The organism is Luteibacter rhizovicinus, from assembly GCF_004342265.1.
Taxonomy (GTDB): domain Bacteria; phylum Pseudomonadota; class Gammaproteobacteria; order Xanthomonadales; family Rhodanobacteraceae; genus Luteibacter; species Luteibacter rhizovicinus_B.
In genome coordinates, this window is sequence record NZ_SMCS01000001.1 from 791267 (window position 1) to 806710 (window position 15444).

Here is a 15444-nt window from a genome sequence, read left to right on the forward strand (position 1 = left end):
GCTCCATATGACTGACGTTTCGTGCAGTACGACCGGGTAATTATCGCAGGTGATCGAGACATGGGGACAGCGATGAAACGAGTGGCCGAGCTCATGCGCACGTTACGTCCATGGGTACGATTGATGCTCATGTTTGCAAGTTCTCTCTGCGCAACGGGAGCCGCGCAAGCGGCTGAGACAGTCACCTACTACTACACAAACCAGCAAGGCACGGTCCTGGCAATGGCCGACTCGCAGGGGAGCGGCATATCGACTGCGGATTACCGACCTTACGGAGCTCAGTCGCTCGGAACCGTAGCAGCTGGTCCGGGATATACTGGGCATGTCAACGATATGGATACTGGTTTCGTCTACATGCAAGCACGCTACTACGATTCGAGCGTGGGGCGATTTTTAAGTACTGACTTAGTCACGCCCGCGGCAGGCGATGCATTCAACTTCAATCGCTACAGCTACGCCAGCAATAGTCCGGTGGTCAACATCGATCCGGACGGCATGCAGGATTGTGCGGCAGGGCAGGGTGATCAGAAGCAGGTTCCTTGCCCCCCGTCTCCACCGTCTAAGCCACCGCCGAAGCCAGATCCTAATCAAGCTCCGGTTTTATCTGAGGTGATTGTTACAGCAACTACCACCAGTGTTGGAACTGGAGTTGCAGATGGCTTGATAATTCGAAGTCCAGCTTTCCCGAGGTGGCTGGTGGCAGCTCCCAACCCTTGGGTAGTATTAGTAGTCGGATTGGGCTACCCGGGAAACATGGCGGCTTGCCAAGAAGTTTCATGTATGCCTACGCTGGTTTTTAATCTACCCCCCGGCTTTTGGCCGGCTGATAAGGGTGCAGAAGAGTGGGGCCGCCGTAACGGTGTTGATCCCGCAAAGGCGCGCAAAAAGTTCCACGATATCAAACAATCTGATACTACGAACAAGGGAGGTAAACGAGAGTGGGGGGGCAATCCGGAGACCGGCGAGGTTAGAGATCCCGGCGGTGAAATCCATGGCGAACTTTCTAAATAAACTTTCTGAATAAGACCTGTTGTCATGACAAAATCCTTCGCGAGCGCTTCACTCTATGTGATAGGCGATCACCTGTTGCCCGATGACGTTACAGCGATGTTGGGGTTGGCGCCGACTAACGTCTACAAAAAAGGCGCGTTAAAGGTGCCTGGTCGAAGTGACTCCGCTAAGTACCCAACAACTATGTGGATCCGATCTGAAAGCTCGGAAACATCCTCTGCTTCCGTGCTCTTCGAGGACATCCTGAGGTCGATTCCTCATGGTATATGTATCCGCGACATCGATGGCGTAGATGATGCATTCGTGGATGTTTTCTTTGCGCAGGCAGTGCCGGAGACTGATCTCAATCGAGCGATCGATTTTGAGATTGAATTTCATAAGGCGAAGCTACTGGCAGCGCTTGGTTTGTCGACGAAGATTTCCTTTTGCAATGTAAGCGATCAATGAAGTTTGCGGGACGCAACGGTCGCGGATTGCAGGATTCCAATGATTTGATGGTGCAGTTCCGGCCATCGCTGCCGGTCAACTGAGCGGCATCTGGAGGATAGGTGTCCGATGACTTTACAAAGCCGAGGATGTAATTAGTCCAGATGGTGTAGAGGTCGGCAACCTTGGGGATGAGTATTGAAATGTCCGAAGGCAAGTTGAGTATTACTGCATCGGTGTACCTTATTGTGTTTTTTCCCTTAACCAAACGGCATTGGCCAGTCTGTCTGCGTTGGGGCTCCCCTTGAAATTTACGACGGATGTGGTCACTGATTGAGGAGTAAACCTCAAACTATACGTGCAACACCTCGCCGCGTCTGACAGCCTGCTGCTATAGGTAGGTAATTACCTGGCTGTCACGAGGCATCAGTGAGATGCACTATCGCGCTCTCCCATTCAGACCTGATGGACTCGGATAGTACCTTTGCAAATCAAAATCGCAGCTTTCCTTTCCATCGCTTCATCGGTCGCAGCTTCCGCATCTGGAGCCGAATCCCAGTGTGCAGAGCCAGCCAACGAGCAGCATCTTGCCGCGATGAGCGCTTATCAGTATCGCTGGCATACCTTGGTCCAGGATGTCGACTGTAGACACGTCCGACGAAAAGAATAGTGACGAGAAGCTCCGCAAGCGCAGCTCGTAGGCGAAATAGTGCGTTATAAAGACGCGTATCGGCTCTGCTACATCCGCGGGCCTGAAGGGCTTCTCATCGACTAGCTCAGGAGATCAGCTGAGCTCCTGAGCCACGCACGTAGTGCCCCAGCATTCGACTCTCTGGCATTTGACGCCTTGGAATTCAAGGCGGCGGGTTGCGCGATCCTGTTAGGCACCGCGCGACGTCAGGCGCATGCTGTGATACCGGCACACATCGACGGCAGGGAATACCTGACTATGTCCGTCCCGGAACGTCGCCCGGACGTCTCGTAGACAACCACCGGCAGGCACGTGGACCGTGGTTGATGTCAAGCCGCCTTGCAATGGCTCGCCAAGGACGATGTTTTCGAAGGCATTACTTTTGGCAGGTGCGATGGCGAGTGCGGTCACACTGTCGAAGGTGACGTTCACCAGGGTAAAGAGCTGCGCCGGCTTGCTAAAGATGGCCGGTTGCGTGGCGTCCGCGGAGAGGGCGGTAACCGGGAACGTGGCGGCGGCGATGAGCATGGCGACGATAACGGCACGGGGCGAATGCATGGGACTCTCCGGGTAGGCGGGTGGGTGACGTGCCTATCGGGCCGGATTGAAGGTGCTCCATGCAACGCATTCGGGACGAATCGTATCGGCGCGGGGGCGAATCGTAGTGCCGGAAAGGAATGGCTTCTCTGCGCCGAACGCTCCGCCTAAGATGGGCCGACTATCCATTTAGGCACTCTGCAATGAAGGTTCGCCTCGGCACGACGGAAATCGGTCTGTCCCGCTACATTGGCCTGTGGACGCTGGTGGTCGTGGTGTTTGCGATTCAGCGTTATCAGCGCGACCTGCTTGGCGGGCCGACATGGTCGTCGCTCGACTACCTCCGCTGGTCGATGATTCAGTGGTACACGTGGGCCGCATTGGCACCGCTGGTATTCCGGCTGGCCTCGAGGTATCCGATCCAGGGTGCGGTGCGCCTGCGCAGTCTGGTCAGGCCGTTGGCAGTGAGCGTGGGTGTGACACTGCTGTCGCTGCTGATCGGAGCATTGATCTCCACATTCTTCGAGCCCAGTTCGTTCGAGGAGCAGGTCAAGCAGTTCCTGGGCCAGCATTTCGCCACCGGTCTGCTCACGTACTGGTCGCTGTTCGCCATCCAGCAGGCCCAACAGTTCCACGCCGAAAAAATCCACCGGGAGGTAGAGGCGAGCCGGATGGCGTCGGAGCTTGCGCAGTCGCGTCTGCAGGCGTTGAAGTCGCAGCTTCAGCCCCACTTCCTGTTCAATACCTTGCATGCCATCGCTACTCTGCTGAAGGAGGATGCGATGTCTGCCGAGGACATGCTGCTTCGCCTGAGCGATTTGCTGCGAGCGTTTCTCGAGGACTACGACGGTCAGGAAATCAGTCTGCGACGCGAACTGGTGCTGCTGGATCTCTATCTCGGTATCCAGCAAATGCGTTTCAAGGACCGCCTGTCGACGCGAATCTATATTGCCCCGGATACGTTGGACTGCGCGGTGCCGAGTCTGATCCTCCAACCGATCGTGGAAAATGCCATCGCTCACGGAATCGGCGAACGCGTGGGTGCGGATTGCATCGAGATCGAGAGTCGCCGCGAAGGCGACAGCCTCTGCATCGAAGTCCGAAACCGAAACAGTACGCTGGAGGCAGGAGCCACCGCCGCGAATCAGAGGGCAGGGCATGGCGTCGGCTTGTCGAACACCAAGCTTCGCCTGCGCGAACTCTACGGCGATGCCGGACAGGTGAGGTTGGACACGATCTGGCCAGAGGGCGTGGTATGCCGCATTCGTCTGCCTTTCCGCGAGGTGGAAGATCTCGATGACGCTCCCGAGATCATGACCGTATGAGCATCGCCGTTATTGTCGTGGACGACGAGCCGATCGCACGCCACGCGATCGTACGCCTGCTGCGCGACGATCCCGACATTGAACTGGTGGGCGAGTGCGGCGATGGCGTCTCGGCGGTACAGGCGATACGCAACCAATCGCCCGACCTGGTGTTCCTCGACATCCAGATGCCTGCGATCAATGGCATGGATGTCGTGGCAACCATTGGCGCCGCGCGCATGCCGGCAACGGTATTCGTCACCGCCTTCGAACAATATGCCGTGCGCGCATTCGAGGCGAATGCCGTCGACTACCTGGTGAAACCGTTCAGTCGCGATCGCTTCGCGCAGACGCTGCAGCGCGCGAAGACGAGACTGTCCGCGGCGGACACCGGCACACGGGGTGCCGAGTCGATCCAGCAGGTGCTCGACGCTCTGCGTCGTCGCGAGGGTTACCTCGAGCGCGTTCCCGTGCGCGTGGATGAGAAAATCACTTTCGTCGACGTCGACGAAATCGTTTGGATCAAGGCCAGCCGCAATACCGTCGAAATCCATCTGGCGGATCGCGTACACGAGCTGCGGGAAACCATGACCGCGCTGGGCGAACGCCTGGATCCGAGACGTTTCGCACGTGTCCATCGCTCCGTAATCATCAACGTTCGCCGGGTGCAGGCCATCCAGCCATGGTTCAACGGTTATCACGTCGTCACCATGGATACCGGCCAGAAATTGCGCATGAGCCGTTACCAGCATGAGACGTTCTTACGGCTGGTTTCGATGAAGGAGTAAGTGGGTCGGCGTGCCTATCCGCACTAGCTCAGCAGCATCACCGCGCCTACCTCCACGAAATCGCTGACGCCGTGAGCGATCATGGGACCCACCAGACTGCGCGAACGTTCCATCAGCCATACATAGATCAATCCCCAGACAAAGGCATATATCTGCTGTGCGATGGCCTGGTACAACGGATCGCTGAAGAAGCTGTTGTAATGGGCGGCGCCAAACAACAGCCCCACGATGACGCCCGAAACCGGTATGTCGAACCGCCCGGCACGGACCCTGCCGGGTACGAGCACGGTCAACATGCCGACCAGGACACCGCGAAAAATTATCTCTTCGTTCGGGCCTGCAAGAAGCATCACGGTAAGCCAGCCCGGAATGCCGACTGGCGTCATCTCATAGGTATTCGGCAATGCCGTGTGGCTGAGCAACTGCGGCCAATAGTCGGCGACCAGCATGACCACGGCCATGAACACACCGATTGCCAGAGCCAGGCCAAGATTGCGGCGACTGGCTCCCCAGCGAAGATGCGGGTCGGCTTGCGGTAGCAGCGACCGCATAATCAGGACGGCCAGGAGTCCTGCGACGATCTGGAACACCTCCGCGAGGCCGACGAAGGCCCAGACCTGATGGTGAAACCAGTTGCCGTAGTGCCTGAACAGCCAGCGCGCCGCTTCGCGTGCTGGCCATAACATGGCCTGCATCAGCACGGCGGCCAGAATAATCGGCCAGAGGCGGAACCTGAGTCCGGTGACTGCGAAGAACGGGCGATGCAATGTCGAGTCGGTCATGGGCCGACGATGGTGTCATTCACGACCCAGGTCTTGAACGAAGGTTGCAGGCCGGCGTTTACGCCAGGCGCCGGGTGCTCGTCCGGTAAACGCTTTGATGTCGCGGGTCATATGGGCCTGATCGGCATAGCCTGCCCATGCCGCGATGTCGGCGAGATCGTCGGTGCCCTCGACGATCATCCTCCATGTCCGCCGTGCCCGGGCTTCGATGCGGTAGCGAGTCGGTGCAACGCCATAGGCGGATTGGAACCAACGGAATGCCGTTTCCCGCGAAACACCCTGTTGCCGCGACCAGGCCTGCACGCCCATGGCGTCCGGGTCCGACAGCGCCTGGGCCAGAAGGTCCGGTGCATCGAGCAGTTTCGACCTGGCCGGTTGCCAGTTCAGCATTAGGGCCGCCGTAGCTTCAAGCGGGTCGCGCTCCGCCAGACGAACAAGCAGGTCCATGTCGTCGACCTTACCGCATGTCGATTGACGCACCGAATCGGGGATCGTCAGATTGAGCAACCGGGCGCCGCGCGCTGCTGTCTGGTTCGCGTGCGTGGAAAAGGGGGCATGGAACAGAACGTCGCCGGCCTGTACGTGCCAGCGTCCGCATTCGCCCGCCTCCTCGTAACCGCCCTCCAGCACCAGGGTGGCATAGGCGTGTACGTGCACGTGCCAGGGCAAGTTGGCGCCTGGGCTGAGTACGGATTGGGGCGTGTGGGGAATACGGGGCATGGCTGCCTGGGCTACCCGAAATGCCATTCGTCGTGACAGTTTGCGGTAGCTCGGCGCGATCGACAACATCGCCCCTGACTCGACTCAGTCGTGAAGGAAATTCTCCCAGTTGACCGGTACCTTCCCGTCGGGGCCGGGCACGGGTTGGCCTGGAGGATGGGCATGTGGAGGAAGGAGCGGCGGGCTGTCAAAGAATTCTCCGGTTCGATAGTCGTAGAACCAGTCTTCGCCCGGTTCGAAGCTGGTCAGCACCGGATGGCCGGTTGCTTCGAAATGCTTCGTGGCATGCTGGTTCGGCGACGTGTCGCAACAGCCGATGTGGCCGCACTCGGCACAGCGGCGCAGGTGCAGCCACCATGCGCCCGTACTCAGACATTCGACGCAACCCGTGCCGCTGGGTTTGGAGTTCCGGGCGATCCCGTCGTAATCGTTCGTCATGATTGCTTCCCTTTAGCTATCGACGATGCCGATCGCTACTTGATTTTCACAGCTTCGATGGCTGCCTCGTCAATGAGCGCCGCGACTTCCACGGGTTTCGACGCTAGCGAGGCATGACTCGCCTTCAATGTAATGACCTTCTTCGGATTCATGCGCGCGGACATGCTCTTCTGATTCTCGGGATTGATCATGCGATCGTCGCTGGATATCTGATACCAGACAGGCTTCTTTTTCCATGCAGGTGCGGTGATCGCATCACCAAACGTGGAGGCGAGTGGGGCTTTCTGAGCAACCGCCATCACCAAACCTTCGTCCTCGGAGAGGTCCTGCGCAAAGCTTTCGTGGAATTTCTCATACTTGATCCAGAGGTATCCATCGCTGTCGGGAGCCAGATTCGCGAAGGCTGCCGGTGCGTGAGCCTGACTGATGCCCCCTGGGCTCTCGCCCGCATCGGGCGCGAAGGCCGCAATGTAGACAAGGCCAATCACATTCGGCATATCTCCCATTTCCGTAATGACGGCGCCTCCATACGAGTGTCCGACGAGAATCACCTGACCGGCTTGTTGCGCCACCATCTTCCGTGCGCGTTCCGCATCCAGCGCCAACGAGGTTAGCGGAAGTTCGACGGCCCGAAGGGAGTCGTATCCCTTGCGCGACAGTTCGAGGATGACTTTGTTCCAGTGAGCCGCGCCTCCCCAGAAACCGTGGACCAGAACAATAGTGGGCTTGTCGCTCATGGCACTTTCCTTATCTGGCGCGGGCTAAAGGTCTTGGATGATGCGCCTTATGAAATCAAGGGGACGAGAAATTGAATTGAGTCGAACAGCCATGCTGGATTCTTTTCAGGAAACCGTGGCCGGGGCATCGGGGATGGAAGGGCTTCGGGGTGAACGAAATCATTATCGAGGTGGATTGATTGTTGACCCGCGCGGGCGCCTTATGGCGCTATAACATGTGTCGAAACCCCAATCAAAGGAGTGGATAGTGCCTTCCGTTATTACGCAGCCGGTTGCCGCCAGACTTACGCACGCCGCCATTTTTCTGGTGGTGACCTTAAAGCCGAATACGCAATGTAACGAACCCGTGCGAGCGCTTTGCGGCGATCTGGCATCTCTCTTGCGTGCCATCGGGTTTCGTAACCCGGACAGGCGCCTGTCGTGCGTCATGGGCGTCGGGTCGGTGGCCTGGGACCGACTTTTCGGAAGGCCAAGGCCAGCCGATCTGCATCCCTTTCGGGAAATCAAAGGCGAACACCACGCCGTCTCCACACCGGGAGACATACTCTTCCATATTCGTGCCACGCACATGGACCTGTGCTTTGAGCTGGCAACCCAGATCATGTCCCGTATAGGCGATGTTGTTACCACGGTGGATGAAGTGCATGGCTTCAAGTACTTCGACGAGCGCGACCTGCTGGGCTTTGTCGACGGCACCGAGAATCCGGTGGATCAGGATGCCCTCGATGCCACGATCATTGGCGACGAGGATCCCACCTTCGCAGGCGGGAGTTACGTCATCGTGCAGAAGTATCTCCACGACCTGAAGGCCTGGAACGCCGTGCCCGTCGAGCAACAGGAGGGGATCATCGGACGGAAGAAGCTTTCGGATATCGAACTGGACGATGCCGCCAAACCCGCTTACGCACACAACGTCCTCACCACCATTGAAGAAAGCGGCGAGCAGTTGGAAATCGTGCGCGACAACATGCCTTTCGGCGAGGTGGGCAAGGGCGAGTTCGGAACCTTCTTCATCGGCTACGCGCGATCCCCGGCCCGGATCGAACAGATGCTCGTCAACATGTTCGTCGGACGACCGCCAGGCAACTACGACCGCCTGCTCGACTTCAGTAAGGCGGTAACGGGTACGTTGTTCTTTGTGCCGTCCGCGACGTTCCTCGCCAATGTGCCTGCCGCTCCTTCACCCGATAGTTCACCCGTTGCCGAGGGCGAGACGGCCGGTGTCCCTGAATCCTATCGGCCGTCGTCCGACGGTTCGCTCGGTATCGGTTCGCTCAAAGGAGAATCGGCAAATGAATAATCTTCATCGCGATCTCGCACCCATTTCCGGTAAGGCATGGGAGCAGATCGAGCAGGAAGCGGCGCGGACCCTGAAGCGCTACCTGGCGGCGCGACGTGTCGTGGATGTCGTGGGCCCGAAAGGCTCCGATTTCTCGGGTGTGGGCACCGGTCACATGGAGAAGATCCAGTCGCCCGATAACGGCATCGAGGCTTCGTTGCGTGAAGTGATGGCTCTTGTGGAACTACGTGTTCCGTTCGAGCTGTCGCGTCAGTCCATCGATTCGGTGGAGCGCGGCGCGAACGATCCGGACTTGCAGCCGCTGAAGGATGCCGCGCGAAAGATCGCTTTCGCCGAAGATCGTGCGGTCTTCGAAGGCTACGAATCCGCCGGCATCCAAGGCATTCGCCACGGAACCAGCAATGCGGCAATCGCTCTCCCTTCGGATGTGGATAGCTATCCCGTCGCGGTGGCGAAGGCGGTAAGCCAGTTACGCGAAGTGGGCGTCAATGGTCCCTACACACTACTGCTGGGCGAGCAGCCCTATACCGCTGTCAGTGGGGCCACGGAAGAAGGCTATCCCGTGGTCAAAGACATCCGGAACCTCGTGGATGGCGAGATTATCTGGGCACCGGCTATTAAAGGCGGCGTTGTGCTCAGCACGCGGGGTGGCGACTTCGAACTTCACCTTGGTCAGGACACCTCCATCGGGTACCTGAGCCATACCGAGAGTTCCATTCGCTTGTACTTGCAGGAGTCGTTCACGTTCCTGCAATTGACCGCGGAAGCCGCCGTGGTGCTTGCACCTGGCGATAAGTGAGAGAGGTGCCGCTCATGCAGGAATTCGATCTCTATATCAACCCGAAGAAACCGACACTTGGCCTGTACGTGCGAAAGGGCGCAGGTCTTCCCGATCTCATAGACGCAGACCAATGGCAACTTGAGGGACACACCTGGGCGAACCAGTTGCCGCCTTCGATACTGCAGGGGCTGGAGGCCGATGGGCACGCATTCCAGGAGCTGGGAAGCTAAGACATGACTTAAATCGCGAGGAGAGGACGATGCTGAAGGGTGATTTGAAAGTTGCTGTGCCCATGCCTCCGCCGAAGGGCAATAACGACCTGGCAGATTGGGACCTGCCCGATTCCACGCCATGTGGCGTTGAAATCCAGGGTTCCGAGTTCAAGCCAGTGCCGGGCAGTCCCCATGTTTTCGTCGCCTCAGCGCCGGAGCAATTCAAGCTGACGGTTACCGCTACGTTGCTTCCCGGCGGTGCTGTCGAACTCGCCTATTCGCGTTACGTCGACGAGTCCGAAAACCATCTGATTTCCGCATGACGAGTCATGGTGTTTTGCAGACCGAAGATAGGGGAGGGCGCTCGAATGCAGAGCGCCCTCCCGTCGAACATCAGGGATGCGCGTAGTAGCCCGGCTGGTCGATGTCGGCCAGAAGGTCCGGGCCGGTTGGCGTCCAGTCCAGCGTGGCGCGGGTTTGTACGCTTGAGGTTGGCAGGTTCGCGCTGGCGAACAGGGTGAACCAGCCGAAATGCTCTGTCGCCTCGTCGCCGGATTTGGCGACGACGGGTATACCGAGCCGGCGACCAATCACTTCGGCGATGGCCTTGAACGGCACGCCTTCCTCGGCGATTGCGTGATACGGGCCATCCACGGCGCCGCGTTCCAGTGCGAGCCGGAAGGCGCGTGCAGCATCGAGGCGATGCACGGCGGGCCACCGGTTCAGGCCGTCGCCCACATAGGCCGATACACCTTTTTCGCGCGCAAGGCGGATGAGGATGGGGACAAATCCGTGATCGCCCTCACCATGGACCGACGGCGGCAAGCGAACGGCGGTCGCTCGCACACCGCGTGAGGCAACGCTCTCGGCAGCCGCCTCCGATGCGCGAGGATAGGCGCCGCCCGGAGGAGGAGGACGATCCGCTTCCGTGGCAGTGCGGCCGCTGGCCAGGAATGCCGTGCCGGACGTGACGAGCAACGGGCGCTCGCTGCCTTCGAGCACGCTGCCGAGCACCTCGATAGCCTGCCTGTCGTCCTGCGCATTCTGCGCAAACCGGGAGAAATCGTGATTGAAAGCGGTGTGAATTACCCCATCGGCCGCTGCCGCGCCCCGGCGCAGACTGTCGAGGTCGCCGAGCGATCCATGGATCGCCTCGGCGCCAGCTGTGGCGAGCGCGGCCGCTCCCTCGTTCGAGCGGGCGAGGCCCAGAACCCGATGACCGTTCGCGAGCAGTTCGCGGACAACAGCAGAACCAACGAAGCCGGTGGCTCCCGTGACGAAGACGCGCATGTGTTGTTCTCCAATGGATGGAGGGCAACGTATCGTTTAGGATCATCCTGTTAAAGTAGTGACGTTATCCCGGTATATCTTCTAACAGGTTGTGCATGACTCACGCGAACGACAGCCGGCTCGGCGACTATCTGAAGAACAGGCGCACGAAGCTGGATCCTGCGTCTTTCGGTTTCTCCGGTGGCCGGCGGCGGACAGCCGGGCTTCGCCGGGAAGAAGTGGCGCAGCTCGCCAACATCAGCACGACCTGGTACACGTGGCTGGAGCAGGGCCGCGGCGGCAACCCGTCAGCGGACGTGCTGGACCGCATCGCGAAAGCGCTGACGCTGACCGAGGTGGAGCGCGAACACCTGTTTCTGCTCGGACTCGGCCGTTCGCCCGAAGTCCGCTATCGCGGCGGCGACGCGATCACGCCGCGTCTGCAGCGCTTGCTCGATGCACTTGCCTACAGTCCCGCGATCGTCAGGACGGCGACATGGGACGTGGTCGCCTGGAACAGCGCGGCCGCGGCCGTGCTCACCGACTACGGCTCCCTGCCACCCGAACAGCGCAACGTCCTGCGCATGATCTTCTGCGATCCCCGCGTTCGCGCCGCGCAGTTCGATTGGGAAAGCGTGGCCCGCTTCGTGGTGGGCGCCTTCCGGATCGATGCCGCGCGCGCCGGCGCGGCAGCCGAGGTGCAACCGCTCGTCGACGAATTGTGTCGTTCGAGTCCGGAGTTCGCTGCCATGTGGCGTGACAATGACGTGCGAACCTACGGCGAAGGGGTGAAGCACTTGCGCCATCCCGTGCTCGGCAAAATCGCTCTCGAATATTCGGCTTTCGCGGTCGACGGGCGCCCGGATCTTCAGATGATCGTGTACAACCCGGCGACACCGGTCGATCAGGAGCGAATCAGGTCTTTGATCGAGGGTATGGGTGCGGCCTGTATTGGAAAGTAATCAATTATTCGCTATCTATAATGCGGATAAAATATCTATGTTTCATATGGATATGGGGATTACTTCGTAGGTCTCGCCTAGAGCGGCCGTCACTGCGTATGCCTTGTTTTATAATAAATCCCAATCTCGAGTTCGAGGATATCGGGTGGCACAAAACCGTGATACGGTAAGCGTGCCGCTATGTCGCGGTATGTCTACCTTATGGGAGTGCGTTCATGGATCAACTAAACGTTGTGATGCACGAAAAGACAGAGAATACGATTAATCCTTTCGGCATCCTCATGGAAGGGCCGTTGCAGATTCAGATGGCGGCAGGAAAGCGTGCTCCCAAAACGATAGACCCAACGGATGTCGGCGGTTTCGGTGGCCGTGGCGGCGGTGATGGCTAACCGGATTTGAATGCCATATCTTGAAGTCACTCATAAATGATGTAAAGCCGCCTCCTAACCGGGAGGCGGCTTTTTTTATGGATAGAAATCATCATGCTCAAGGCCGATATTACTTTGTCCGACCTTTCGCTTAGTGCGGAGTGGAGAGATGGCTCCATCGCATTAGGAACAAGCCGGATCATTCCCTATGCGCACCCTATGCTCGAAACGGCGCTGGTGCGGACGGAGGGGCAGTGGTTCGTAACAGTGAGGGAGCGCCTTGCCCCGGTGCCATCCGACAAAGTCCCTGCATGCAGAGATGTGGATGCCGAGGAATTTCAAAGGCTTTACCAAGAGTGCATTCTGTGGCCGCTCGATTATGTACTGATCGAGGTTGCCCAGGCGGGATGCCGAATGAGAGTGCGAACCGGCGTGCTCGGCTCCGTACCGGTTTATTGCCGGGCCGCCAACGACAAAGTAACCATTTCCTGGGATTTCGCGGATTTCGCCAATGAGCCCCTGGCGATCGATGCAGAGATCGCAAGTCATCGGCTTGCTCTGAGTACGATCTATTCGGCGCGGCAGCTATGTGTCGGCGTCACGCTGCTTACGGAGCGTGCCTCATTCCATGTGGAACCGGGCAAAGCGAATTATCGATACCCCGTGCCGATGGAAGAAACCTCTCCGTCACCCTTGCCGGAAGGTCAGGATGCGTTGAGGGTGTTCAGCGAACTTTTGCAGCGCGTCGTATCGGCTCGGCCGATAGCGATGGATCGGGTATCGATCGAACTGAGCGGTGGCATGGACTCGGCCACCGTGGCCTGCGCTGTAGCGGCATTTCATGGACGAATGGCGAGCAAGGGAATTTTACTGGATGGCGATGTTCGCCAACCTCAGATTCAACGGCGTCAATGGATAACCAGCCGGCTCGATCTGTCCGACGAAACCGTGGAAATCGCGGCGTTTCCGCCAAATCTGGATCTGCAAGAGCACCAGGCAAGAGGACTGTACTGGGAGTACTACCTGGAAGCGTGCACGGCCTTATGGGAATCGGCGCGAGTCCAGGGGCACGATATGCTTTTCACGGGCATTGGCGGAGATGAGTTATTTCCAGGCTATGCCAACGAAAAGCAGGAAGAGGGCGGGGGGAAACCGGGGAAGGAAAATGAGGCCACGCACTACGCGGAGCGGCTTATGACGCCCCGTGCATTGAGCGCAGCCCGCAGCATGCGGTGTTTCGATGCACCAGCCAGTCCCGTACCGGCGACTGCGTTACTGGCTCATGCGTGCCGTGCGCCCGATCTGCTGCGACATGGCTTGTGGCCAGTCAATCCACTGAGCGATCCCGGTCTCGTAGCCTTCTGCCACCGGCTTCCCCGGGACAGTCGGCAGGGCCGGGAGGTCATGCGGCAATACTTGCATGCGCGCCTGGGTAGCGAAGTGTTCCCTCGTAGCTACATCAAGGAAACTTTTGCGCGGGTACTTCCCGATCTGATTTCCCGGCAGGCCGCAACGATTGCCTCGCAGTTGCGTGATTGTGCTCTGGCCGATCTTGGTCTGGTCGATCAGAGAGCCGCTCTCGCGCTGTTGGATACCGTGGCCGCTACGCGGGCGCAGGCGCCCACCGCGGCGCTGGCTTCGTTTCTCTGGATGGAGCGATGCGTTCGGCAGATACGCTGATTTGTCGGCAGGCTTCGAGCTTTCCATCGACCGCGTTGACGAGTCCTTGCGGCTACGCATCGTCCTGTCGTCATTGTTGCGATGCAGCTTGAGTCGTATTTGAAATTGTCCAAGTATGCGACAGGGGTGTATTTGTACGACAAATGAATTTCCTTGGGGGTTGCAAGGTCTTGCTCCTTGTTTTAGCCATCCATCGAAGGGAATTTCGTATCTGAATCATCATTGGAATCCATACGAGTGAACGGCTTAGTACTCGCAATGTTCCGGACAGTGCTGCTTTCTGTTCTTGTCTTCTCAGTAGCGGCGAATGCGGCGGAGCCAGCGGCGGGTCCGCCGCAGATGGGATTCAATAACTGGAATTCCACACACTGCCGCGACGAGTTCAACGAAGCCATGATTCGCGGGATTGCGGACAAGTTCGTCGACCTCGGCTTGCGTGACGCTGGCTACCGCTACGTCAACATCGACGATTGCTGGGCGAACTGGCAGCGCGATAAGGACGGTAATCTGCAGGCGAATCCCGAACGCTTTCCGGGCGGCATCAAGGCGCTGGCCGACTATATACACGCGCGCGGCCTCAAATTTGGCCTTTATTCGAGTGCCGGCTTGTCGACGTGCGAGCCCAACGAGAAAAATCGCGGTTTTCCGGGCGGGCTTGGTCACGAAAAGCAGGACGCTGCATTGTTTGCCTCTTTCGGTGTGGATTATCTGAAATACGATAACTGCCACAACGAAAATGTAGACGCCAAACAGCGTTACCAGGCGATGGGCGATGCACTGCGGGCGACCGCGCGGCCTATCTTCTACAGTGTTTGCGAGTGGGGCGAAAACAAGCCCTGGCTCTGGGCAGGCGACCGAAAGGTCGGAGCGAGCTCATGGCGCACCACAGGGGACATCACCGACAAGTACTCATCGATGGTGGATATCTTCAAGAAGAACGTCGTGCTCGATGGTTATGCCAGTCCCGGACACTGGAACGATCCGGACATGCTTGAAGTAGGCAACGGCGGCATGACCGACGTGGAATACCGCAGCCACTTCAGCCTGTGGGCAATCATGGCAGCGCCGCTTTTGATAGGCACGGATCTGCGCAAGATCAAACCCGACGCTCTTGAAATTCTCCTGAACAAGGAAGTGATTGCTGTCGATCAGGACCCTCTCGGTGTGCAAGGCAAACGCATACGCGAGAAGGGCGGTATCCATGTGATCGTCAAGCCGCTTAAGGACGGCAGTCGCGCTATCGCGTTATTCAACGAAACCGATGTCGAACACGACGTTGCAATTGGCGCCGAAGAAATGGGCCTGAAGACATCGCCCAGTTATCTGGTGCGCGACCTCTGGCAACACAGTCAGGTACAAGGCGACGGATCAATCAAGGCTCGCCTGCCTGCGCATGCGACGGCCATGTATCGCATTAGCGCTCTGTAATCCCAGCGAC

The 15444-nt window shown here is 58.6% G+C and carries 18 protein-coding genes; 12 read left to right on the forward strand and 6 right to left on the reverse strand.

Features of this window, described 5'->3' with window-relative positions; genetic code table 11:
* The first annotated feature begins 93 nt into the window (after positions 1–93).
* Positions 94–1011 (forward strand): RHS repeat-associated core domain-containing protein, encoded by a 918-nt coding sequence (locus EC912_RS03515; protein WP_165973492.1) that lies wholly within the window; start codon positions 94–96, stop codon positions 1009–1011.
* A 24-nt stretch (positions 1012–1035) separates the two neighbouring features.
* Positions 1036–1458, forward strand: a complete 423-nt coding sequence (locus EC912_RS03520) for a DUF4279 domain-containing protein (protein ID WP_132141732.1) — start codon at positions 1036–1038, stop codon at positions 1456–1458.
* Between the two features lie 859 nt (positions 1459–2317).
* Here the strand turns inward: EC912_RS03520 and EC912_RS03530 are convergent.
* Entirely contained in the window at positions 2318–2686 is a 369-nt protein-coding gene (locus tag EC912_RS03530; RefSeq protein ID WP_132141733.1) for a hypothetical protein, read from the reverse strand.
* A gap of 182 nt (positions 2687–2868) precedes the next feature.
* Here EC912_RS03530 and EC912_RS03535 point away from each other — a divergent pair, with 182 nt between their 5' ends.
* Together EC912_RS03535 and EC912_RS03540 are read left to right on the forward strand one after the other, a co-directional pair.
* The gene (locus EC912_RS03535) at positions 2869–3990 is read left to right on the forward strand and encodes a sensor histidine kinase (protein ID WP_132141734.1); all 1122 of its coding nucleotides are present in this window, start codon (positions 2869–2871) and stop codon (positions 3988–3990) included.
* A complete protein-coding gene (locus tag EC912_RS03540) occupies positions 3987–4757 on the forward strand; it encodes a LytR/AlgR family response regulator transcription factor (protein WP_132141735.1) in 771 nt (256 codons plus the stop codon). Before EC912_RS03535 ends, EC912_RS03540 begins: the two co-directional genes overlap by 4 nt.
* Before the next feature lie 23 nt (positions 4758–4780).
* Here EC912_RS03540 and EC912_RS03545 read toward each other — a convergent pair whose 3' ends face one another.
* From EC912_RS03545 to EC912_RS03560, 4 genes are read right to left on the reverse strand one after another with little or no spacing between them, the layout of a single operon-like run.
* Entirely contained in the window at positions 4781–5539 is a 759-nt protein-coding gene (locus EC912_RS03545) for a CPBP family intramembrane glutamic endopeptidase (protein ID WP_132141736.1), read from the reverse strand.
* A gap of 15 nt (positions 5540–5554) precedes the next feature.
* On the reverse strand, positions 5555–6328 hold the full coding sequence (locus EC912_RS03550) for a helix-turn-helix domain-containing protein (RefSeq protein ID WP_207906752.1): 774 nt from the start codon (positions 6326–6328) through the stop codon (positions 5555–5557).
* A gap of 15 nt (positions 6329–6343) precedes the next feature.
* On the reverse strand, positions 6344–6697 hold the full coding sequence (locus EC912_RS03555; RefSeq protein WP_132141737.1) for a UBP-type zinc finger domain-containing protein: 354 nt from the start codon (positions 6695–6697) through the stop codon (positions 6344–6346).
* Positions 6698–6732: 35 nt separating this feature from the next.
* The gene (locus EC912_RS03560; protein WP_132141738.1) at positions 6733–7434 is read right to left on the reverse strand and encodes an alpha/beta hydrolase; all 702 of its coding nucleotides are present in this window, start codon (positions 7432–7434) and stop codon (positions 6733–6735) included.
* 217 nt (positions 7435–7651) lie between these two features.
* Between EC912_RS03560 and EC912_RS03565 the strand changes: the two genes are divergently transcribed.
* The 4 genes from EC912_RS03565 to EC912_RS03580 are packed head-to-tail and all read left to right on the forward strand — an operon-like array spanning position 7652 to position 10050.
* Positions 7652–8734 (forward strand): Dyp-type peroxidase, encoded by a 1083-nt coding sequence (locus EC912_RS03565; protein ID WP_243649119.1) that lies wholly within the window; start codon positions 7652–7654, stop codon positions 8732–8734.
* Complete coding sequence (locus EC912_RS03570; RefSeq protein WP_132141739.1) at positions 8727–9533, forward strand: family 1 encapsulin nanocompartment shell protein; 807 nt, start codon at positions 8727–8729, stop codon at positions 9531–9533. Before EC912_RS03565 ends, EC912_RS03570 begins: the two co-directional genes overlap by 8 nt.
* A 14-nt stretch (positions 9534–9547) precedes the next feature.
* Entirely contained in the window at positions 9548–9745 is a 198-nt protein-coding gene (locus EC912_RS03575) for a hypothetical protein (RefSeq protein ID WP_132141740.1), read from the forward strand.
* Positions 9746–9774: 29 nt separating this feature from the next.
* On the forward strand, positions 9775–10050 hold the full coding sequence (locus EC912_RS03580; protein ID WP_132141741.1) for a hypothetical protein: 276 nt from the start codon (positions 9775–9777) through the stop codon (positions 10048–10050).
* Positions 10051–10120: 70 nt separating this feature from the next.
* Here the strand turns inward: EC912_RS03580 and EC912_RS03585 are convergent, their stop codons facing one another.
* Positions 10121–11017 carry an SDR family oxidoreductase gene (locus EC912_RS03585; protein ID WP_132141742.1) on the reverse strand — a complete coding sequence of 299 codons (897 nt, stop codon included), beginning with the start codon at positions 11015–11017 and terminating at the stop codon, positions 10121–10123.
* A 95-nt stretch (positions 11018–11112) separates the two neighbouring features.
* Between EC912_RS03585 and EC912_RS03590 the strand changes: the two genes are divergently transcribed.
* The 4 genes from EC912_RS03590 (at position 11113) to EC912_RS03600 (ending at position 15434) form a co-directional block, all read left to right on the forward strand.
* Positions 11113–11958, forward strand: a complete 846-nt coding sequence (locus EC912_RS03590; protein ID WP_132141743.1) for a helix-turn-helix transcriptional regulator — start codon at positions 11113–11115, stop codon at positions 11956–11958.
* A gap of 215 nt (positions 11959–12173) precedes the next feature.
* Positions 12174–12347, forward strand: a complete 174-nt coding sequence (locus tag EC912_RS19330) for a hypothetical protein (RefSeq protein WP_165973493.1) — start codon at positions 12174–12176, stop codon at positions 12345–12347.
* Between the two features lie 93 nt (positions 12348–12440).
* Positions 12441–14006, forward strand: coding sequence for an asparagine synthase-related protein (locus EC912_RS03595; RefSeq protein ID WP_132141744.1), 1566 nt, complete (start codon positions 12441–12443; stop codon positions 14004–14006).
* A gap of 237 nt (positions 14007–14243) precedes the next feature.
* Positions 14244–15434, forward strand: a complete 1191-nt coding sequence (locus tag EC912_RS03600; protein ID WP_243649120.1) for a glycoside hydrolase family 27 protein — start codon at positions 14244–14246, stop codon at positions 15432–15434.
* The last annotated feature ends 10 nt before the right edge of the window (positions 15435–15444 follow it).

Coding starts and splice junctions, on each gene's coding strand:
- EC912_RS19330 (WP_165973493.1), top strand. CDS start 12,174: ATGGATCAACTAAACGTTGTGATGCACGAAAAGACAGAGAATACGATT.
- EC912_RS03530 (WP_132141733.1), bottom strand. CDS start 2,686: ATGCATTCGCCCCGTGCCGTTATCGTCGCCATGCTCATCGCCGCCGCC.
- EC912_RS03555 (WP_132141737.1), bottom strand. CDS start 6,697: ATGACGAACGATTACGACGGGATCGCCCGGAACTCCAAACCCAGCGGC.
- EC912_RS03535 (WP_132141734.1), top strand. CDS start 2,869: ATGAAGGTTCGCCTCGGCACGACGGAAATCGGTCTGTCCCGCTACATT.
- EC912_RS03590 (WP_132141743.1), top strand. CDS start 11,113: ATGACTCACGCGAACGACAGCCGGCTCGGCGACTATCTGAAGAACAGG.
- EC912_RS03580 (WP_132141741.1), top strand. CDS start 9,775: ATGCTGAAGGGTGATTTGAAAGTTGCTGTGCCCATGCCTCCGCCGAAG.
- EC912_RS03570 (WP_132141739.1), top strand. CDS start 8,727: ATGAATAATCTTCATCGCGATCTCGCACCCATTTCCGGTAAGGCATGG.
- EC912_RS03575 (WP_132141740.1), top strand. CDS start 9,548: ATGCAGGAATTCGATCTCTATATCAACCCGAAGAAACCGACACTTGGC.
- EC912_RS03520 (WP_132141732.1), top strand. CDS start 1,036: ATGACAAAATCCTTCGCGAGCGCTTCACTCTATGTGATAGGCGATCAC.
- EC912_RS03545 (WP_132141736.1), bottom strand. CDS start 5,539: ATGACCGACTCGACATTGCATCGCCCGTTCTTCGCAGTCACCGGACTC.
- EC912_RS03595 (WP_132141744.1), top strand. CDS start 12,441: ATGCTCAAGGCCGATATTACTTTGTCCGACCTTTCGCTTAGTGCGGAG.
- EC912_RS03540 (WP_132141735.1), top strand. CDS start 3,987: ATGAGCATCGCCGTTATTGTCGTGGACGACGAGCCGATCGCACGCCAC.
- EC912_RS03515 (WP_165973492.1), top strand. CDS start 94: ATGCGCACGTTACGTCCATGGGTACGATTGATGCTCATGTTTGCAAGT.
- EC912_RS03560 (WP_132141738.1), bottom strand. CDS start 7,434: ATGAGCGACAAGCCCACTATTGTTCTGGTCCACGGTTTCTGGGGAGGC.
- EC912_RS03585 (WP_132141742.1), bottom strand. CDS start 11,017: ATGCGCGTCTTCGTCACGGGAGCCACCGGCTTCGTTGGTTCTGCTGTT.
- EC912_RS03550 (WP_207906752.1), bottom strand. CDS start 6,328: ATGTTGTCGATCGCGCCGAGCTACCGCAAACTGTCACGACGAATGGCA.